The following is a 19,229-nucleotide window of genomic DNA, read 5'->3' as shown; positions in this document are numbered from 1 at the left end:
GATATAATCCATTTCGAACATCCCTTGTCCGAGCGCGTGCGGAATTTTTTACGTATCGCCTACTTGTTCAGGCACTTTCATGAAGTCGTAGTACGCAAGGAAGTCTGGGCACATCACTGTGCATTGTTTTCACTGTTTGAAATCATGGAAGCTGCCGCGCGTGCTGAGCTCAAATTGGATATTCTACAGGAGCTGGAACGTCAAAAAGGTCTGGCACGACAACGGGGTGAAGATGGTAAGGATGCACTTGAAACCATTCAGACAGCAATATCTAATTTACAGAATGTTCAACAGAAATTTGGACAACATCTGCGTGAAAATGAATGGCTGATGGCCATCAAACAAAGAATATTTGTACCTGGCGGTACCAGCCCATATGATTTACCCTCATATTATTACTGGCAGCAGAAAAATCCAGAAGAACGCGAAAGCCAGCTACGACAATGGATTCAAAGCCTGCTCCCAACTTATGAAGCCATCAGCCTACTACTGGAAATCCTGCGTCACAATAGTCTGTCTGTAGAGTGTGTAGCAAATGCAGGCAGCTATCAGCACAACAGTTTGGGTCAGAATATCCACTTGCTTGGTATTAATGTTGCCCAACATGAAACAGCCTTGCCAGAAGTTTCTGCTAATAAATATTTCACCCATATTCGCTTTTTACAAGCATCACAACAACAGGCACGCGGATTAGTACTGACCACCGACATTCCGTTCACGCTCGTAATGTGTAGCTTCGATGCAGTAATCAAATAATGACTGAAAAAATCATCACCGTTACTTGTCCTACTTGTGGCCAAAACGTCGCCTGGATTACAGCAAACCGTTTCCGGCCGTTCTGTTGCGAACGCTGTAAAATGATTGATTTGGGAGCATGGGCCAGTGAAAGCTATAACTTGCCGGCAGATGAAGATCAACCTCTGAGCGGAGAACTCAAACCATCAAAGCATTAACCTATATTGATTACATTATCCCAAACACTTACAGATATTCATTCAACCTATGACATCCCCCGCTCTTAGCATTCAACAGGCAGTCAAAACCTACTCCAATGGTTTTACCGCCCTGAAAGGCGTCAGTTTCAGCGTTCAATCAGGTGAGTTTTTTGGCCTTCTTGGCCCTAATGGTGCCGGCAAAACCACCCTTATCTCTGCAATGGCAGGACTCAGCCGTCTGACTTCCGGTCACATCAGCATTTGCGGCCACGATGTACAACGTGAACCCAATACCACCCGTAAACTTCTTGGTGTTGTACCGCAGGAGCTGGTTTTTGATCCATTTTTCAGCGTGCGCGAAGCATTACTGTTTCAATCCGGTTATTTCGGCTTACATAAAAATGATGAATGGATTGATGAAATCATTACCAATCTTGGCTTGGCAGATAAAGCCAACACCAATACCCGTAACCTTTCCGGTGGCATGAAACGCCGTGTTATGGTGGCACTGGCACTGGTACACCGCCCACCCGTTATTGTATTGGATGAACCCACCGCTGGCGTCGACGTAGAATTACGCCAAAACCTGTGGCAATTCATTACCAGACTAAACAAAGCCGGCCATACCATCATTCTAACCACACATTATCTTGAAGAAGCACAATCATTGTGTAATCGCATCGCCATGCTGAAACATGGTGAAATTGTGGCATTAGATAGTACCGAGAATCTGCTGCACGCAGAAACCGATAAACAACTGGCCTTAACACTTGATCAAAAATTACCAGAAAACCTGCGTCAGCAAATCATCAAGGAAGATGGCTACAACTACCTTCTGAAACTAGCAGACTACAGCCAATTGGCCACTATGCTACAAAGCCTGCAAAACCAAAATATAAATGTCAGAAACCTACAAATACTAGAGAATGATCTTGAAAATGTTTTCCTGCGCCTCACCAGCGACCACATGAAAGATGAAAAATGAATATCACTGGTTGCTACACATTATTAAAAAAAGAAGTCTTGCGCTTCTGGAAAGTAGGGTTTCAAACCCTATCTGCACCTATTTTGACCGCTTTACTTTATCAGCTGATATTTGCACAAGTCATGAAAGGACGCCCAGATATCCTGCCTGGAGTTAGCTATACGGCCTTTCTGATACCGGGTTTGGCTATGATGTCCATGCTACAGAATGCCTTCGCCAACTCCTCCTCCAGCCTAATTCAGTCACGTATTACCGGTAATCTTATATTTATCCTATTACCACCTCTGGGTACAGCGGCATTCTTCTGCGCTTATGTTGGCGCCTCAATTTTGCGCGGATTAATGGTTGGCATCGGAGTAATTGCTGTCACTGCCTTTTTCGGTTTACCCATTCCACACCATCTTGGTTGGATAATCATCTTCGCCTTACTGGGCTGCGCCATCATGGGCATGTTTGGTCTGTTAGCAGGCATAGTCGCAGAAAAATTTGACCAATTAGCTGCTTTCCAAAACTTCCTGATTATGCCTTTAACATTTCTTTCAGGTGTATTTTATTCCATTAATAGCCTACCGTCATTCTGGCGAACCCTCAGCCATTTCAATCCGGTTTTTTACATGATTGATGGCTTCAGATATGGCTTTTTTGGCCAGAGTGACTCCTCACCATGGCTAGCACTTACCGTAGTGAGCAGCTTTGCCATTATTCTGTGTATTCTTGTCTGTGCCATCCTAAAATCTGGCTGGAAATTACGCAATTAGACAAACTAAAACGCTATAATAGCCGCCATTTATCACTAGCTTTTCTGGAGCCCGTCATGTTAACACCTGAAGAGGTAAAAGCCATGATTGCCAATCTGTTACCGTGCGAATATCTCGAAGTAGAAGGAGATGGACACCATTTCTTTGCTCGGATTGTGTCTGGTGCCTTTACCGGAAAAAACCGTCTGGCCCGTCATCGCATGATAAAAGACGGTCTCGCACAACAAATTGCCAGTAATGAATTACATGCACTTTCCATCACCACAGCTGCAACACCGTCTGAATGGGCAGAAAAACAGCAATAAACAATATAGAAAAACCTATTTCTGCCAAATCTAGAGAATTAATATGGAAAAATTAAAAATCCGCGCTAATGGCGCATTAAACGGCGAAATCTTTATCTCCGGCGCCAAAAATGCAGCACTTCCCCTGCTGTGCGCATCTTTACTGACAAGCGAAACACTGCATTTGACCAACGTACCAATGTTGCGCGATGTTAAAACTACCCAAAAGCTATTACAAGGCATGGGGGCACGTGTACTGACCGACAATATAGAGGAATTTGAAATCAACTGTAGCGGTATAAATAATACCTGTGCACCCTACGAATTGGTCAAAACCATGCGCGCCTCCATTTTGGTGTTAGGGCCAACACTGGCACACTTTGGTGAAGCTCAAGTCAGCTTGCCGGGCGGATGCGCCATTGGTTCAAGACCAGTAGATCAGCATTTAAAAGGGCTCGAAGCCATGGGTGCCGAAATTACTATTGAACACGGATACGTCAAAGCTCGTGCCCAAAGATTAAAAGGTGCTCATATCGTCATGGATATGGTGACCGTCACTGGTACTGAAAACCTGCTGATGGCAGCCACCCTTGCAGAGGGTACTACCATTCTAGAAAATGCAGCTATGGAGCCTGAAGTCACCGACCTTGCCGATTGTCTCGTAAAAATGGGCGCCAACATTCAAGGCATCGGTACACCTACTCTGACCATTACCGGAGTGGAAAAACTGCATGGTTGCACACACCGCGTTGTGCCTGACCGCATTGAAGCCGGAACATTTTTATGTGCCGTAGCCATGACCGGCGGTAAAGTCGTACTACGAAACGCTGCCCCTAAAACCATGCAGGCGATTCTGGAAAAACTGAGTGAAGCTGGAGCCATTATAGAAGCCGGTGATGATTGGATCAGCATCGATATGCAACAGCCCCCCCGCGCCGTTGATATCCGTACCCTTCCTTATCCCGCATTCCCCACCGATATGCAGGCACAGTTTATGGTTATGAATACCATAGCCAACGGTAACAGCAAAGTGGTGGAAACCATTTTTGAAAACCGATTCATGCACGTACCCGAACTCAATCGCATGGGTGCCAGAATATCCGCTGAAGGCAACACAGCCATTGTAGAAGGTGTTGAGCAGCTATCCGGCACCACCGTTATGGCTACCGACCTGCGCGCATCAGCCAGTCTGGTATTAGCCGGACTGGTGGCCAGTGGTGAAACCATTGTAGAGCGTATTTACCATCTGGATCGTGGTTATGAAAATATCGAACAAAAACTGGGTGGAGTAGGCGCGATTATTGAGCGCGTCAGCGATTAAAAATTCACGAATATTAAAAGGGTGTACGGAAATTTTCGCACACCCTTTTTGTTTTTATTTGAATCGTTAAATAGCTCAATTACACCAGATTAATATTCATACACTATAAAATATTTATAGAGTATGCTTTTCATCAGATATTACGGGATCTAATTATCTGTATTTATAGCATGTTAAGAGAATTATAAAATATTGAGTTTGAGACTACTAATCAATGCTAAATAAGGAATAAATCATACTGATACAGACAAATATCTTATTAGCATAAAACTTCCAGCAGTGATATACCCAATACCTGTCTTAAATCAAATAAGTAAAATGAAAACGATTTATCAGCCAACACAATAAAATTAGGAATGGAGGAAATCATATTTTAATCACTGCACATTTGAATCAACGGTTATAAGTTTTGTCCCGCTACCTGTGCAGGATACTTCTGGTTATATCATGGTTGATTTGAATGTCGTGCAAGCTTTAAATCATAAAATCCACCATTTCTGGCAGTCTAAACATGGTCAAGCGTAGCGGTTTAAACCAGACTATCTGTTCTGGTTGCAAATTCAGTGTACGGAATTCAGCCGGAGAGAGCCACACTTGAACTCGCTGTTTATTATTATAACGGCACAGCCATAATCTTATTTGTGCACCAATAATATGTATTTCTTCCACTATAGCTGAATCTATGACATTACTTTGGTTTTCCGTTAATATTTGTATTTCTTGCGGACGCACATAGACAGTTACATTCTGGCGTGTCCGCTCACCAGTGGTGACAGGTTCACGATAGTGCCCTAGACACAATTGCCCCTGTTCGATACAAGCATCTTCAAATACATTTACTTCACCCAAAAACTCCGTCACAAAAACATTTTCAGGATGATCATACAAAGAAGCTGCTGCACCGCTTTGCTCGATTTTGCCCTGATTCATCACCACAATCTGATCAGCCATTTCCAGCGCCTCTTCCTGATCATGAGTGACCAGCACACTGGTAATACCCAATTGATGATGTATTTCTACCAGCCACTGGCGCAATTCCTTACGTACCTTAGCATCCAGTGCACCAAAAGGTTCATCTAGCAACAGCAATTTTGGTTTGGTAGCCAGAGCACGTGCCAGTGCAATACGTTGACGTTGGCCGCCGGATAATTGCTGCGGGTACACTTTAGCCAGCCATTCCAGCTGTACCAGCTTTAATAACTCTTCCACTCGTGCTGCTATTTCATCTTTATCGGGGCGTATACGTCGGGGCATTACTTTCAATCCGAAAGCAACATTTTCAAACACAGTCATATGGCGAAACAGCGCATAATGCTGAAACATAAAGCCTACCCGCCGTTCCCGTACATGCAGATTGCTGACCTCCTCATCCCCGAAAAAAAGTTCACCGGAATCTGCATATTCCAACCCCGCAATGATACGCAGCAACGTGGTTTTGCCACAACCTGAAGGTCCCAGTAAAGCAGTTAATGAACCATTAGGCACCTGTAGATTGATATCCTGTAAGGCAGGATATTCGCCATAAGATTTATTCAAATGCTGGATACGGATACTCATAATCGCTACTCAATGCTATGTACCTGACTGTTTAATTGGTTACTGCTATACGTGCACGTTGTGCATCCCTATACATACGTGTCTGGCGCCAGTCGAGATACTTTTGCAACAGTAGTGTACATAAGGCCAGTAAGGCCAAAAGGCTGGATACAGCAAACGCACCTACCATGTTGTATTCGTTGTACATCATCTCTACCAGCAGCGGCATAGTATTGGTTTCGCCACGAATATGTCCGGAAACCATACTTACTGCGCCAAACTCTCCCATTGCACGAGCATTTGTCAGGATAATGCCGTATACCAGCGCCCATTTCAGATTCGGTAACGTGACACGCCAAAACATCTGCCAACCACTGGCACCGAGTATCAGTGCTGCCTGCTCTTCACTACTACCCTGAGCCTGCATTAATGGAATTAATTCCCGCGCCACAAACGGAAAAGTAACGAACAAAGTAGCCAATATCATGCCGGGAATAGCAAAGATAACTTGCACACCATGCGCTTCCATCCAGCTTCCAAGCCAGCTATTGCTGCCAAACAACAATACAAACATCAGACCAGCCACAACTGGAGAAACAGCGAATGGTAGATCCAGTAATGTTGTCCACAACTGCTTACCCCGAAATGTAAAATGGGTTAACAGCCATGCCATAGCCACACCCAATACCACATTAATCGGTACCACAATCAGGGTAATCAACAGTGACAAACGCATGGCAGCCAGAGCTTCATCATCCAGCAAAGCAGCCATATATAGTTCCCAGCCCTTTGCCAGCGCATAACTAAATACGGATAATAAGGGTAGAAGCAGCAATACACTCAGACACAATAAAGTTATGCCAATAAGTAAATAACGCAACCATTTTGGCTCAGTGAGCAAGACATTGGTCTTCACGATACTCATCAGTAGCGCCCCTGTGTACGACTGCTTAAACGCCATTGCCATAAATTTAGTGTTAATAAAATAACAAAAGATATTATCAACATAAACAGCGCCACAGCCGCTGCGGCCGGTAAATCAAAAAGCTCAAATTTACTAACAATAATGAGCGGCAGAATTTCTGATTTAAAAGGTACATTACCTGCAATAAAAATGACAGAACCATATTCCCCCGTTGCCCTTGCAAATGCCATTCCTGCCCCCATCACCAGTGCTGGCAATACTTCCGGCAATAATACCCGAAACACTATAGTGAATCTGGATGCGCCTAGAATTGCTGCGGCCTCTTCATATTCGCCCGATAATTCAGCCAGCACAGGCTGTACTGCCCGTACCACAAACGGCAAGCTAACCAGCAATAAAGCCAGCCAAATACCTGTGGGGGTAAAAGCTACCTGTAAGCCCATATTGGTAAATATTCTGCCTATCCAGCCTGTAGGAGCATATAAAGTAGCCAGCGCCACCCCCGTTACTGCTGTTGGTAAAGCAAAAGGCAAATCGACTAATGCATTAACCATATCCTTGCCCCAGAACTGATAGCGTACCAGTACCCAAGCAACTAAAGTTCCTAGCAGCACACTGGCTAGCATAGCCAGTAATGACATTTTCAGAGTGAGCCACACAGCTGCAAGTGTGCGTGGCTCAGAAATCACTCGTATAAAGCCAGACCAGCCCAAATCAGTCACAGTCCACACCAGCATGGCAAAAGGCAATAACACCAGTAATGACAGCGCTAGTACACTTACACCCAGACTAAGAGAGAATCCGGGCAATACAGATGGCTGTTTCATTAACAGCATAATTTTTCTCCCATATGCCCGACTGCTATAAACATTACCGGCAACATTAAAGAAAAATATACCGGTAAATTGAAATCAGTCCTATTTAGGCTAAATACCTACAATAACGTGGCTAAAAATGACAAACAGAACAAAACAACAAAGACTACCGCATTCTGCTCTGCAATAGGCAGCCAACAATATAAAAGGCCGTACAGACAAATGAGAAAGAATATATTTTTGTAACTTAATAAGTCACAGTTATAACCCATTATCAGAAAAGCAGTATTGCTGACACCTGCACCACGTAATATCATGCAGACAGTTATTCAACATAAACATATCAATCTACAATAGCGAGAACACAATGCCAGCTTCTCTTCTGGATGAACAAAAAGATGCACCCTTGTCGGCTGACATCAGCTTTCTGATCCAAGCATTATTGAATATGCTGGCTCACGAAACCACCGTAGCCGTACAAACAGTATTAAGCGAGCTTATCGACGGCAAAGAACCGCAGATAACCATCCAGCAAGCTCTGCCATCGCTTGACTTGCGGCAGCAGCAAGATCTCATCCGCGCATGTAGTCTGTTTGCACAAGTATTGAATATTGCAGAAGATGTACATCATGAACGGCGGCGTCAAACATATGAACAAAACAGTCAACATTCCGGACGTACCAGCTTTAATCATGTTGTACAGCAGATTCGCCAGCAACAAATACCTACCACAGAATTGGAAACATCCTTACAACAGACCAGCATCAGTGCTGTACTAACTGCCCACCCTACCGAAGTACAACGACAATGTATTTTGTGCTTTCACCGCCATATCCGCAGCATTCTCAATGAACGCAACCATCAGCAACATCCCAACAGCGAACAACTGCAACAGCAGGCTGAAGCCATTATGCTGGCTCTTTGGCAAACCGACGAAACCCGTCATTTTCAGATCAGCGTAAGCGATGAAATTTACAACAGTATCAACTATTTTCCATTAAGTTTTTTTAAAGCCGTACCCGCACTTTACCGTAAACTACAATGCCAGCTTACCAGTATCTATCCGGATGTCAGCCTTCCTAATGTAATCACCATTGGTGGCTGGGTAGGAGGTGATCGCGATGGCAATCCATATGTAAATGCAGATACATTACAGGAAGCATTTTCCTTTCAGGCCAAAGCTTTATTTCAACATTACCACCAGTGTCTGAATGAACTGCATCAGCTATTGCCACTATCTTCCCGCCGTGTTCAGGTAAATACCAGCGTACTACACATGGCAGAACTGTCACCAGATACCGCAACCGCCCACAAGGAAGAGCCGTATCGTCGCGCCATCGCTTATATACAGACTCGCCTTAGTGCTACCGAGCAACAACTCGGTTTACAACCGTACAATCAGCATTACTGCTTACCATTCTATCGACAGTCAGAGGAATTTCTGCAAGAGCTTAATCATCTAGCCAGATCCTTACAGGAAAATGGCAGTGCCCTGCTCAGTGAGGGCAAACTGGCAGATCTGATTCGTTCAGTTTCTTTATTTGGCTTTCATTTAATGTCAGTAGACCTGCGTCAGCATGCGGCCAAACACACAGAGGTAGTGACTGAATTATTTGCTCATGCTGATTTGGAAGATTTTAAAACACTGAGTGAAGCAGCCAAACAACGAGTATTAATACGCGAACTGAGCACTCAACGCCCGCTGTACAGTCCTTACATTCAGTACAGCAACGATGCCATGCGTGAACTGACTATTTTTCAAACGGCTGCCCGCATCAAAAATGATTACGGTGAAACGGCCATTAATCAATGCATCATTTCGAATGCGGAAAGTGTCAGCGACATACTCGTAGTTGCCTTACTGCTGAAAGAAACTGGTCTGCTGAGCATCAACAATGAAAAACCCAGCAGCCGCATCAACATCGTTCCCTTATTTGAAACCATTGATGCCTTGCAGAAAAGCGTAGATATTATGGACAAACTGTTTAGCCTGCCCTGGTATCGCGCATTTCTATACAGCCGCAACAATTTGCAGGAAATCATGCTCGGATATTCCGACAGCAACAAAGATGGCGGTTATGTGACCAGTCAGTGGTCCCTGTATCTGGCGGAGTCCCAGCTAGTCAAACTGTTTGCTCACCATCATATCCGCCTACGTCTATTTCATGGTCGCGGTGGCAGCGTAGGTCGTGGCGGCGGCCCTTCTTTCGACGCCATCATGGCTCAGCCTGCAGGCAGCGTAGCCGGACAAATACGCATTACCGAGCAAGGAGAGGTGATTACCGCCAAATATGCTGATCCCACCAATGCCGAACGCAATCTGGAAGCGCTGGTTGCCGCCACACTTGAAGCCACCCTACTGCCCCCTCAGAACAGCGAGCCGGATAACCAAATCATGGATACCTTATCGGCTAGTGCATTCAGACACTATCGCAAACTAATTACCTGCCCCGGTTTCATAGAATATTTTTTACAAACAAGCCCAATACAAGAAATTGCCAGCCTCAATATCGGCAGCCGTCCTGCCAGCCGTAAAACACTGGCAAGAATTCAGGATTTACGCGCCATTCCATGGGTATTCTCATGGACACAGAATCGCCTCATGCTACCAGCATGGTATGGATTCGGCAGCGCGGTCACCGAACTAATTAATCAGGACAGCGCCAATCTGCAACGATTGCAACAGCAAGCACAACACAGCCCTTTTTTCCAGACCATGCTTTCCAACATGGATCAAGTAATGGCCAAAGCCGACCTCACCATTGCCCGGGCTTATGTTAATCTGGCTAGCAATCAAGAAGCTGCCCACACTATTTACAGCATGCTGGCTGATGAATTTGAGCGTAGCAAACAAGCACTACTTAGCATTCTGCAACGCCAGCGTTACTTAAGTGACAACCGAACACTCGCACGCTCACTTGCCTTGCGTATCCCCTACCTAAACGCCCTAAATTGGCTTCAGATACATCTGTTGCAACAACTACGTCATCAACCAGATAACAGCGAGCTACTCCAGCTCATCCACCTAACCATTAACGGCATTGCTCAGGGATTACGGAATACAGGCTGAAGCAAAAACCAGCGCAAACAATACACCTTTGTCTTAATTACTGTTCAGCTTTATAAATATTCATCATCGGTATTTCCTTAGTTTGCATTTCTGAGCTGAATAAAGTATTTAAATAAAAAACTGGAAAAACAAAAGGTAATATAGATTACAAAACAGCAATATAGCCAACTCAGAGCAAAATCCGTCATAAACTAGTACTACTGGCTTGAAATAGCAGTATCACGACCCAATTTAATTAAATAATTCACCTTTTTGCAGAGGAAAAAATATGCAACCGGAAAACAACACCGAAAACGAAACTCAGGTAAACGAGAACACCGAAAACACCGAACCAATTATTGCGCCAGAGGCCACCATTGAAGATTTGCAAGAACGCATCAACGAGCTAGAAGGCCAGCTTAAAGATGAACAACTGCGTTCATTGGCCACTGAGCAGAATCTGCGCCGGCGCCATCAGGAAGAATTGGAAAGTGCCCATAAATTTGCCGGTCAGAAATTTGCCACTGCAATGCTGCCCGTTAAAGACTATCTGGAAATGGCTCTGCAAGATCAGAGCGGCAACTTTGATGCCCTTAAAATGGGTGTACAAATGACCCTTACCGAACTACAAAAAGCTTTTGATCAATCCAATGTCAAAGAAATCGATCCCAAAGCTGGCGACAAACTTGACCCGCATCGTCATCAGGCTTTGCAAAGCGTTGAAAGTGAACAGGAACCCAATACTGTAGTTTCAGTAATGAAAAAAGGATATACCTTATCAGACCGCGTATTGCGTCCAGCTATGGTAACGGTAGCCAAATCCGTCGACGCAGAATAAATTATTCGTATAAAAACCGTCTGACAGAAATTAATCAGACGGTTTTTATTGAAAAAATACCTGATATTATCTAGTTTTTTCTTATCATCTCCCTTTATTCTTTTCTCACTAATAAAAAATTAAATAGATTCATTCATTATTGCTACAATTTGATTCTGCCAAATAAGCTATGAATATAATATAAACAAATCATATTAAATATATTCATTATTTTAGAAAGAGGAAAAACATGCGTTTAAAATGTTTTACAAGTCTGGTCATTCTAGCCATCACCAAAACTGCTCTAGCTCAAGAAATTCAATTACCGCTTACTTTCATCAAAGATATTAATATTCCCGAAGTTGTATTAAAAATCAACGGCAAACCAGAAAAATTTATTCTTGATACAGGCTCTCAGACGGCACTGCATTTACCACTCAACACTTTAAAACAGCTTCCAGAAACAATCCAAATACCAACTACAAACAAAAGCTTGGATTTAAGCGGAAAAATTAAAGAATCAGATCAATTTCTGATCAAACATCTGAATATTAACGGACTCGAATTCCAAAACATTGAAGCGATGGAATTAAATCCTTGGGGTTGGAATTATTCCAGCAATCCAGAACAGAAAAAACCGCCTGTGCCAGATGAAAGCATACCTGTAGTCGGGTTAACACTTTTTCAAGATCACATCCTGACACTGGATATAGCTCACAGAAAAATAATTATTGATGATAGAAACAACCCAAACCGATTAAGCCACCAATGGACAGTTTTTCCTTATAAAATACATCCGAAAGAAGGCATGGTTATCAAATTTACCGACCAGAAAAAGACATATAACCTGATTCTTGATACCGGAGCATCAATGTCTTTTCTTAAAGGCACATCAAGGTCGGAAAAACTCAGTAATAGCAAAAAAATAACCACTGACAATACGGAAAAAACAACTCTGCGTTTGAATAAACGTGGTTATCCCATGACAGTTAAAATCTACCCGGACAACCCAACCATCCGAAAAATTCCTGTTCGTGCCGCCATTATGGATGGCATGCCGGCAGAATTCGAATCCGACGGCTTGCTCGGCGTAGATTTTCTGCAAAAATACAGTGTCCGAATAGATCAAAAAAATCATCAGTTATGGATCAAACCTGCTTTTTGATTTTATGCATGAAAACAAATAATCAAGCAGATAATTTAAACTAAAGAGATGTTAGATACACTCGCAAAAATTTAACACCTCTCATACACACCAGATTTAACGCGTAATTATTTCAACATCGAGCTTAAAAACGCCTGTGTCCTTGCATGTTGGGGATTAGCGAAAAAACTGCTGGCTTCACCAGACTCTACAATTACACCTTTGTCCATAAACAGCACTTGGTTAGCTACTTCACGCGCAAAACCCATTTCATGGGTGACCACCACCATAGTCATTTTGTCTTCAGCCAGCTGCTGCATGGTTTTTAAAACTTCACCGGTTAATTCAGGATCAAGCGCTGAGGTTGGCTCATCAAACAGCATAATTTGTGGCTGCATCGCCAGTGCACGGGCAATGGCCACACGCTGTTTTTGCCCACCCGATAACTGTGACGGATAACAATCCTGTTTGTTTTCTAAACCTACTTTACGCAACAGTTCTTGTGCCAATGGCACAATTTCGTCACGTTTCAATTTTTTCACCGTAATCGGTGCTTCAATCACGTTCTGTAACACCGTCATGTGCGGAAAAAGATTAAACTGCTGAAACACCATTCCCATACGGGCACAGATATTTTTTATTGTACGTTCAGGCGCATAATGAGCACGGTTGTGAATATTATTCTGTACCAGAAAATCATTTTCAATAGCAATGCTACCAGCATCTATTTTTTCCAGATAATTCAGACACCTCAGCAAAGTAGACTTACCAGAACCAGAAGAACCGATGATAGCCACCACTTCTGAACGTGCCACCTGTATATCCACGCCTTTAAGCACTTCTACATTTCCAAAGGCCTTATAAATGCCCCGAGCGTCTATCATCAAATTAGTCATCGTAGCGTGCATAGCGCTTCTCCGCTTTCTGGAATCCCCAGGTCAGAATCAGGGTCATAATCAGATAGAATGCAGCCGCTACAAAAAACGGCATCAGATTAAATTCACGCTGTACCAGCTGATAAGTAACCCGCATTACATCCTGTAATGCCAACACATACACCAGCGAAGTATCCTTAACCAACGTAATGGTTTCATTACTCAGTGGCGGTAAGATTTTTTTCCACATCTGAGGCAACACAATGCGGCGCATGGTCTGGCCATAACTCATACCCAATGTTTTTGCCGCCTCATACTGCCCTTTACCTACACCCTGAATACCGGCACGGAAAATCTCGGCAAAATAGGCTGCATAGTTCAGCACAAATGCAACAATCGCAGTGGTGTAGGCAGGCAGCAAAATATTGACAGCCGGCAGAGCAAAATAAATAAAGAAGATTTGCAACATCAACGGCGTGCCACGCATCACCCAGATGTAAAAATTAACAAGGTAATCTAGTACCTTGACACCGGATAAGCGCAATAGCGCCAGTACCAGCCCCAATGGAATAGACAGCAACAGGGTAATAGCAAACAGACTCAGGGTAATTTTTGCCCCAGTCCATAATTCAGGCAACATATTGAACACATAGTTCATGTGTATTCCTTAAAACAACAATAACGCTGCCTGAACAAACTGTATTCAGGCAGCGTTGATTCCAAGGCAAAGACAACATTTATTTGACGATGTCTTTACCGAACCATTTAGTTGCAATTTTAGCAGATGTACCATCGACTTTCATACTATCCAAGGCACTCTGAATTTTCTGTTCCAATGCCTGATCATTTTTTCGGAAAGCCACTGCGTATTGCTCTGTGCCAAAGTTATCACTCAGCACTTTGTATTCATTAGGCTTTTTGGATACATAATAACGGCCAACCACTTCATCCACCACCAAAGCATCTACTCTTTTGGCTGAAACATCCATTAAAGCTGTCACATTATCCGCATATTTTTTCAATTCTTTGAATGATTTGGCCACATTCGGTTCTGCTTCCACAGCATCAACCGCACTGCTGCCATCCTGTACGCCGACAACTTTGCCGGCCAGATCAGCTTTGGTATTAATACCACCATCAGGACGAACCACAATAATCTGATGATTATCCATATACGGCTTAGACAATAATAACTGCTGCTGCCGCTGTGGAGTAATAGTCAACCCATTCCATAACATATCTACACGCTTACTATTGAGCTCAGATTCTTTGGCACTCCAGTCAATCGGTTTCAGCTCTACAGTCAGACCGGCACGTTTGGCTGCTTCACGTGCCATATCAATGTCAAAACCCACCAGCTCATTTTTTTCGTTACGAAAACCCATAGGCGGAAAGCTATCATCCAGTCCCATAACCACTGTTTTACCATTGCGCTCAGTTGAGTCAGAAGCTGTGCCGGAAGCGGATTCTCCGCCACAGGCAGCAAGCGCCACCGCAACCACAGAGCCCAGTAAAAATTTACGCATGGCGTTGTGCATATAATATTCCTGATTCAATATAAATAGATATTTGTGTCATACACTATACCGGAATTTTTTTACACTTTCATCAGTACGTGATAAATGTATTCTCTACGTCAAAACCACCCTAGGCTTATACACCAATCTTAAAAGTTAACCAAATGAATAATATATATAATATTTTAAATTATAGCTATTTCAAAACTCTTTTAATCCAATTCAAATAATTTTTTTCACTCAAAAGATTCAAGCAGTTAGGCAAACAGCATTTATATTTGATATGCTTTTTAGAGAATCATTCTACAATCATATTAATTGTATTCATCCTAGTTAATTGTATTCATCCTAGTTAATTGTATTCATCCTAGCTGAAGCTGTTCATAACTTTCTATGGATTTTTCCATACCAATATCTATCCCTTTTCTCAAACATATGATTTAAAAAATTTTTCCAAACCAAAAGCAACCTTTATGTAATCAAGCAGTTCAGAGCATGATTTAATTTTTTGTTTCCTAAAGAGTTAAAATAAGATTTATTGTTCTCAGGCAGCGGCTGATTGCACCGGATGATGTGCCATACGGAAAAACATTTTCCCTTCTTCTTCGATGCGGCGGATCGGCCATTGATACACCTCACTGAGTATATCGGACTGCATCACATTTTCAGGTGTACCTGAAACCACTATCTGGCCTTCATTCATCAGCACAATATAGTCTGAATGATTTGCAGCCATCGTCAGATCATGCAACACCATTACCACCGAAAAATCGGCATGATGCTCGTGCAGATAATGCATTAAACGGTGCTGATGACGAATATCCAGATGATTACACGGTTCATCTAGTAATAATACCGGTGCATTTTGCAGTAATGCTCGTACCACATTGGCACGCTGCTGTTCTCCGCCAGATAAGCTGCCAATCCGTTGCTGCGCCAGTGCCCGCAAATCGAATACCTCTAGCAAATGATGTAATTTTTCAACCGGTGCCTGAGCTTTTTTAAACCAGCCACTGTGTGGATAACAACCAAGCTGAACATATTCTGTGACCGTCAGCGGCAAACTATATTGTCCATGCTGACCTACCCATGCAATCTGGCCACGTTTTAAATGACTGCTTACGGATTCACCGTGTACAGTTACTCCTGCTCCATGCAAACCTAACAATGCGCGCAGCAGTGTAGATTTACCTGCACCATTTGGCCCAATAATGCTGGTATGTCGATTTGCCGGTATATCCAGATGTGGCACTGATAAAATGCAGCGGCCGCGTGGCTGCACCTGCACATTACGCACAGTAAACAAATTTTCCATATTTTGTTCCTAACGCCGTAACGGCTGTAAAAACAGCCACAGGAAAAACGGTCCGCCCAGTAAAGCAATCACAATACCTACTGGTAAATCCACCGGATAACTTAGCCATCGAGCGACACTGTCTACCAATAATAAAAATATGGCACCCAACCAGGCTGACAACACCATAATCCGACGCCTACTGCCACCGCGGCTGCGAGCCACCACATTCGGTACCATCATACCCAGAAAACCAATAATACCGGCCAGTGAAACTGCGGCTCCTGTTAGTAGTGCGGCGCCGACCACAGTCCACATACGGGTACTGCCTACCGCCACACCCATACTAATAGCAGTTTCTTCGCCCAGCATTAAAATATCCAGCCGACGCCCGACCACCACCAGTAAGCCCAAACCCAGCACCATCACTGCCAGCGCATACCAAGGTGAAGTAAATCCTGATTCAGCCAAACTGCCGGCCAGCCAGTTAGTAGCACTACGTAGCACCATATCATCCGACATAAACAAAATTAGGCTCACCAGCGCGCCACAAAAAGCACTGATTACAAAACCCATTACCAGCAAACCCAGTGTACCGCCGCCAAGCAGACGATGTACCGTCAGTATCAGCAAGCAGACCAAAAGTGCACCGATAAAAGCCGCTAAAGGTACCGTTACTGCACCCCAACCAAAAGCCAACACGGCTATTACCCCGAGTGCGGCACCGCCTGAAGTACCAATCAGACTTGGATCTGCCAGCGGATTATCAAATAAGGCCTGTAATGCTGCGCCGGAAGCAGACAATGCGGTACCTACAATCAGCGCCACCAGAACCCGCGGCAGTCGGATACCAAGGGTGGTTTCATCCAGAGACTGCGGCCATTGCCAGCCACCCATGCCTAGCCCGAGGCAAAACCAGCTCAGAAGCAGGCTGAATGTCACAGCAGCGATAAACCAAACTAATTTAGGCCAGAACACATCCCTGACAATCATTGAGTCAGGTGTGCTGGCCGTTTGCTGCACTTGCATCATAATTATTGTGCCAGTTGATAAAGTTTAGGAATCACTTGCGGCGTATTCAGGCCGTAACGAAAAAGGTCATTAGAAGGCAGGAAAAAGATTTTCTGCTTTTTAGCTGCGGGAGAAGCTGCAATTTCCGGCCGTTTAGTTAATCCCTGTACTCCACCAACCAGTTTCTGATTACGGTCTGCAATCAAAATAATATCCGGTTTTGCTGCTAGCCAAGCTTCTCGCGACATCGGCTTCATACCTTCAATCGCCGCAGCTGCATTCACTCCGCCAGCTCTTTTAATCAGCTCATCTGCTGCGGTATTACGTCCGGATACAAAGCGTCCATCGTAGCTTATCAGATAGCGTTTACCGGTTTTTGGCATCTGCTTTACCTGACTCAGCCAGCGGTCAGCCAAAGCGTTAGCTTCTTTGTTTTTTCCAATCAGTTGGCCAATCTGCCGAATACCAGCAGCATAGCCGTTTAAATCATCTTTGGGCGCAACATTGATTGCTTTAACCCCTACTCGATTTAAATTGGCATAAATACTGGCGGGCTGTGCCATCCATGAACCCAGAACGAGTGTAGGTTTTTTAGCCGCAATTGGCTCCACGCTCAGCCCGTGAAACAAACCGATACTAGGTACATTTTTTAAGGCCGGATTGGTTGAGGCCATTTCTCTGCCAACTATTTCCTTAGCTCCGCCCAATTCAACCACAACATCGGCTACGTCTGGAGTCAGTGTCACTATACGGGCAGCAAATGCAAACGGAAAAGCAGCGCACATTGCCGCTGCCAACAGTAATTTTTTCATGATTTACCCTTCTGATTACAAGCAGTACATGGGCAGGTAAACTTATTTCTGTATATGGATTGATTCATACTCATATTTAATGCCTGCCTGCCCGAGCAATTTATTAGCCAGCTAGCAGACTATCCATAAGCTGATGCCAAGATTGCATTTCATCATTACCCTCTTCGCGGCGGCCGAAAATCTGTACCACTGTCTGACGATTTTTATCGAAACCTTCAATGCAGGTTACATAACCTTCACTAATCGGGCGACGCACTACCCATGTTTCCACAATATCTGTATCACGCAGATGTAAATCAAAACCTTCTTCCGGTACTTTAGCATCCAGTACATTCAGATACCCATGTGAACGCACAACATTATGCAATTTACCGGTCTGAATTTGTACCAGTCCACGGTTACCAACAAAAATCATAATTTCCTGTTTACTGGCCTGTACATGATTCAGAACCTGTTCCCAAACACTGCGATCGACCAGTTTAGTACATCCGGCTGGCGCATGACGATAAGACTGTTGCCGGTCTATTTTGAATGTTTCCAGTAAACCGCCGAAATGGTGAACATCTTTCAGTTCATTCCAGCGTTCCTGAAAAGCCTGCTCCCGTTCTGGAGATAACGGTTCAGGCACGGTAACATTCACTTCTGGTGCAGGTAAAAATTCGGGCTTACCATTGGTTTTAAATTCATCAATCAAAGCCTGCCATGCGGCCAATCTAGTATCATCCCGCATAAATACCTTTTCGATATTCATACCATATTCATCATAAAACTGAATAGAGCGCATGGTTTTGTCGCCGATAGTCACAGTAGTGGCTAGGGCATGATGCCAGTTGTGCAGGAAAAAACGCAAATCCAAACCACCCACATTCAAAGCCAGCCCGCTACGCGCCGTGAGCGTAACATGCTCATATACGCCGATTTTTTCATGTACAGCAGCATCGTTACGCACCACGCTCAATACTTCGCCTAAAGTTTCCAGCTTCAGTACCAGTTCACGAATCTGGTTACCCAGATAAATTGAATCAGGCGCATCCGCCATTAAAGCACCTTCACTTACACCCAAATCAGCAGCAGCCTGACGCGGGAAATACATTCCTCCCTCGATGGTTGCTTTCTTATCCTGATATTGTTGCCATAAGCTCATGTTCGTT

At 43.9% G+C, this 19,229-nt stretch carries 19 protein-coding genes; 9 read left to right on the top strand and 10 right to left on the bottom strand.

Annotated features, from left to right (window positions below; translation table 11 throughout):
* The first annotated feature begins 3 nt into the window (after positions 1-3).
* The 6 genes from zapD to murA are packed head-to-tail and all read left to right on the top strand — an operon-like array spanning position 4 to position 4,283.
* Positions 4-756: a cell division protein ZapD gene (zapD, locus tag ACQP6D_RS09335; protein ID WP_100140881.1), complete on the top strand. Its 753-nt coding sequence runs from the start codon at positions 4-6 to the stop codon at positions 754-756.
* Positions 756-953, top strand: coding sequence for a DNA gyrase inhibitor YacG (gene yacG, locus ACQP6D_RS09330; protein WP_427858034.1), 198 nt, complete (start codon positions 756-758; stop codon positions 951-953). Before zapD ends, yacG begins: the two co-directional genes overlap by 1 nt.
* Before the next feature lie 49 nt (positions 954-1,002).
* Positions 1,003-1,920, top strand: coding sequence for an ABC transporter ATP-binding protein (locus tag ACQP6D_RS09325; protein WP_427858033.1), 918 nt, complete (start codon positions 1,003-1,005; stop codon positions 1,918-1,920).
* A gap of 2 nt (positions 1,921-1,922) precedes the next feature.
* The gene (locus ACQP6D_RS09320; protein WP_100140882.1) at positions 1,923-2,678 is read left to right on the top strand and encodes an ABC transporter permease; all 756 of its coding nucleotides are present in this window, start codon (positions 1,923-1,925) and stop codon (positions 2,676-2,678) included.
* Positions 2,679-2,734: 56 nt separating this feature from the next.
* Positions 2,735-2,983 (top strand): BolA family protein, encoded by a 249-nt coding sequence (locus ACQP6D_RS09315; protein WP_367489788.1) that lies wholly within the window; start codon positions 2,735-2,737, stop codon positions 2,981-2,983.
* Positions 2,984-3,026: 43 nt separating this feature from the next.
* Positions 3,027-4,283 carry a UDP-N-acetylglucosamine 1-carboxyvinyltransferase gene (gene murA, locus ACQP6D_RS09310; RefSeq protein WP_100151393.1) on the top strand — a complete coding sequence of 419 codons (1,257 nt, stop codon included), beginning with the start codon at positions 3,027-3,029 and terminating at the stop codon, positions 4,281-4,283.
* Positions 4,284-4,757: 474 nt separating this feature from the next.
* Here the strand turns inward: murA and ACQP6D_RS09305 are convergent, their stop codons facing one another.
* The 3 genes from ACQP6D_RS09305 to cysT are packed head-to-tail and all read right to left on the bottom strand — an operon-like array spanning position 4,758 to position 7,580.
* The gene (locus ACQP6D_RS09305) at positions 4,758-5,840 is read right to left on the bottom strand and encodes a sulfate/molybdate ABC transporter ATP-binding protein (protein ID WP_267392002.1); all 1,083 of its coding nucleotides are present in this window, start codon (positions 5,838-5,840) and stop codon (positions 4,758-4,760) included.
* 31 nt (positions 5,841-5,871) lie between these two features.
* Complete coding sequence (cysW, locus tag ACQP6D_RS09300) at positions 5,872-6,744, bottom strand: sulfate ABC transporter permease subunit CysW (RefSeq protein WP_427858032.1); 873 nt, start codon at positions 6,742-6,744, stop codon at positions 5,872-5,874.
* Positions 6,744-7,580, bottom strand: a complete 837-nt coding sequence (cysT, locus tag ACQP6D_RS09295; RefSeq protein WP_427858031.1) for a sulfate ABC transporter permease subunit CysT — start codon at positions 7,578-7,580, stop codon at positions 6,744-6,746. The genes cysW and cysT overlap by 1 nt, the downstream gene beginning before the upstream one ends.
* A 346-nt stretch (positions 7,581-7,926) precedes the next feature.
* On the opposite strand from cysT, the gene ppc reads away from it, so the two are divergent.
* The 3 genes from ppc (at position 7,927) to ACQP6D_RS09280 (ending at position 12,590) form a co-directional block, all read left to right on the top strand.
* Positions 7,927-10,629: a phosphoenolpyruvate carboxylase gene (ppc, locus tag ACQP6D_RS09290; RefSeq protein WP_427858030.1), complete on the top strand. Its 2,703-nt coding sequence runs from the start codon at positions 7,927-7,929 to the stop codon at positions 10,627-10,629.
* Between the two features lie 268 nt (positions 10,630-10,897).
* On the top strand, positions 10,898-11,446 hold the full coding sequence (grpE, locus tag ACQP6D_RS09285) for a nucleotide exchange factor GrpE (RefSeq protein WP_370386600.1): 549 nt from the start codon (positions 10,898-10,900) through the stop codon (positions 11,444-11,446).
* Positions 11,447-11,675: 229 nt separating this feature from the next.
* The gene (locus ACQP6D_RS09280) at positions 11,676-12,590 is read left to right on the top strand and encodes a hypothetical protein (RefSeq protein ID WP_427858028.1); all 915 of its coding nucleotides are present in this window, start codon (positions 11,676-11,678) and stop codon (positions 12,588-12,590) included.
* Positions 12,591-12,697: 107 nt separating this feature from the next.
* Here the strand turns inward: ACQP6D_RS09280 and ACQP6D_RS09275 are convergent, their stop codons facing one another.
* The 7 genes from ACQP6D_RS09275 to ACQP6D_RS09245 all read right to left on the bottom strand — a co-directional run bounded on the left by ACQP6D_RS09275 (position 12,698) and on the right by ACQP6D_RS09245 (position 19,222).
* Positions 12,698-13,465 (bottom strand): amino acid ABC transporter ATP-binding protein, encoded by a 768-nt coding sequence (locus tag ACQP6D_RS09275; RefSeq protein ID WP_427858027.1) that lies wholly within the window; start codon positions 13,463-13,465, stop codon positions 12,698-12,700.
* Positions 13,458-14,102 carry an amino acid ABC transporter permease gene (locus tag ACQP6D_RS09270; protein WP_100140851.1) on the bottom strand — a complete coding sequence of 215 codons (645 nt, stop codon included), beginning with the start codon at positions 14,100-14,102 and terminating at the stop codon, positions 13,458-13,460. The genes ACQP6D_RS09275 and ACQP6D_RS09270 overlap by 8 nt, the downstream gene beginning before the upstream one ends.
* A gap of 79 nt (positions 14,103-14,181) precedes the next feature.
* Positions 14,182-14,982: an amino acid ABC transporter substrate-binding protein gene (locus tag ACQP6D_RS09265; protein ID WP_218966446.1), complete on the bottom strand. Its 801-nt coding sequence runs from the start codon at positions 14,980-14,982 to the stop codon at positions 14,182-14,184.
* A 523-nt stretch (positions 14,983-15,505) separates the two neighbouring features.
* On the bottom strand, positions 15,506-16,276 hold the full coding sequence (locus ACQP6D_RS09260) for an ABC transporter ATP-binding protein (protein WP_427858026.1): 771 nt from the start codon (positions 16,274-16,276) through the stop codon (positions 15,506-15,508).
* A 9-nt stretch (positions 16,277-16,285) separates the two neighbouring features.
* Positions 16,286-17,248, bottom strand: a complete 963-nt coding sequence (locus ACQP6D_RS09255) for a FecCD family ABC transporter permease (RefSeq protein ID WP_427858065.1) — start codon at positions 17,246-17,248, stop codon at positions 16,286-16,288.
* A gap of 41 nt (positions 17,249-17,289) precedes the next feature.
* Positions 17,290-18,078, bottom strand: coding sequence for a heme/hemin ABC transporter substrate-binding protein (locus ACQP6D_RS09250; protein ID WP_100151400.1), 789 nt, complete (start codon positions 18,076-18,078; stop codon positions 17,290-17,292).
* Positions 18,079-18,181: 103 nt separating this feature from the next.
* Entirely contained in the window at positions 18,182-19,222 is a 1,041-nt protein-coding gene (locus tag ACQP6D_RS09245) for a ChuX/HutX family heme-like substrate-binding protein (protein ID WP_369608778.1), read from the bottom strand.
* Positions 19,223-19,229: the final 7 nt, after the last annotated feature.

This window comes from Snodgrassella sp. CS2, from assembly GCF_050310315.1.
GTDB lineage: Bacteria > Pseudomonadota > Gammaproteobacteria > Burkholderiales > Neisseriaceae > Snodgrassella > Snodgrassella alvi_E.
The sequence above is the reverse complement of the archived record's forward strand: the minus strand, read 5'-3'. Positions and strand labels throughout refer to the sequence as shown.

What these genes read in the sequence shown, in the direction of transcription:
- grpE (WP_370386600.1), top strand. Translation starts at nt 10,898, where the DNA reads ATGCAACCGGAAAACAACACCGAAAACGAAACTCAGGTAAACGAGAAC.
- ppc (WP_427858030.1), top strand. Translation starts at nt 7,927, where the DNA reads ATGCCAGCTTCTCTTCTGGATGAACAAAAAGATGCACCCTTGTCGGCT.
- ACQP6D_RS09255 (WP_427858065.1), bottom strand. Translation starts at nt 17,248, where the DNA reads ATGATTGTCAGGGATGTGTTCTGGCCTAAATTAGTTTGGTTTATCGCT.
- ACQP6D_RS09275 (WP_427858027.1), bottom strand. Translation starts at nt 13,465, where the DNA reads ATGACTAATTTGATGATAGACGCTCGGGGCATTTATAAGGCCTTTGGA.
- ACQP6D_RS09265 (WP_218966446.1), bottom strand. Translation starts at nt 14,982, where the DNA reads ATGCACAACGCCATGCGTAAATTTTTACTGGGCTCTGTGGTTGCGGTG.
- ACQP6D_RS09270 (WP_100140851.1), bottom strand. Translation starts at nt 14,102, where the DNA reads ATGAACTATGTGTTCAATATGTTGCCTGAATTATGGACTGGGGCAAAA.
- ACQP6D_RS09260 (WP_427858026.1), bottom strand. Translation starts at nt 16,276, where the DNA reads ATGGAAAATTTGTTTACTGTGCGTAATGTGCAGGTGCAGCCACGCGGC.
- ACQP6D_RS09325 (WP_427858033.1), top strand. Translation starts at nt 1,003, where the DNA reads ATGACATCCCCCGCTCTTAGCATTCAACAGGCAGTCAAAACCTACTCC.
- ACQP6D_RS09305 (WP_267392002.1), bottom strand. Translation starts at nt 5,840, where the DNA reads ATGAGTATCCGTATCCAGCATTTGAATAAATCTTATGGCGAATATCCT.
- ACQP6D_RS09280 (WP_427858028.1), top strand. Translation starts at nt 11,676, where the DNA reads ATGCGTTTAAAATGTTTTACAAGTCTGGTCATTCTAGCCATCACCAAA.
- yacG (WP_427858034.1), top strand. Translation starts at nt 756, where the DNA reads ATGACTGAAAAAATCATCACCGTTACTTGTCCTACTTGTGGCCAAAAC.
- cysW (WP_427858032.1), bottom strand. Translation starts at nt 6,744, where the DNA reads ATGAGTATCGTGAAGACCAATGTCTTGCTCACTGAGCCAAAATGGTTG.
- ACQP6D_RS09315 (WP_367489788.1), top strand. Translation starts at nt 2,735, where the DNA reads ATGTTAACACCTGAAGAGGTAAAAGCCATGATTGCCAATCTGTTACCG.
- ACQP6D_RS09250 (WP_100151400.1), bottom strand. Translation starts at nt 18,078, where the DNA reads ATGAAAAAATTACTGTTGGCAGCGGCAATGTGCGCTGCTTTTCCGTTT.
- cysT (WP_427858031.1), bottom strand. Translation starts at nt 7,580, where the DNA reads ATGCTGTTAATGAAACAGCCATCTGTATTGCCCGGATTCTCTCTTAGT.
- ACQP6D_RS09245 (WP_369608778.1), bottom strand. Translation starts at nt 19,222, where the DNA reads ATGAGCTTATGGCAACAATATCAGGATAAGAAAGCAACCATCGAGGGA.
- murA (WP_100151393.1), top strand. Translation starts at nt 3,027, where the DNA reads ATGGAAAAATTAAAAATCCGCGCTAATGGCGCATTAAACGGCGAAATC.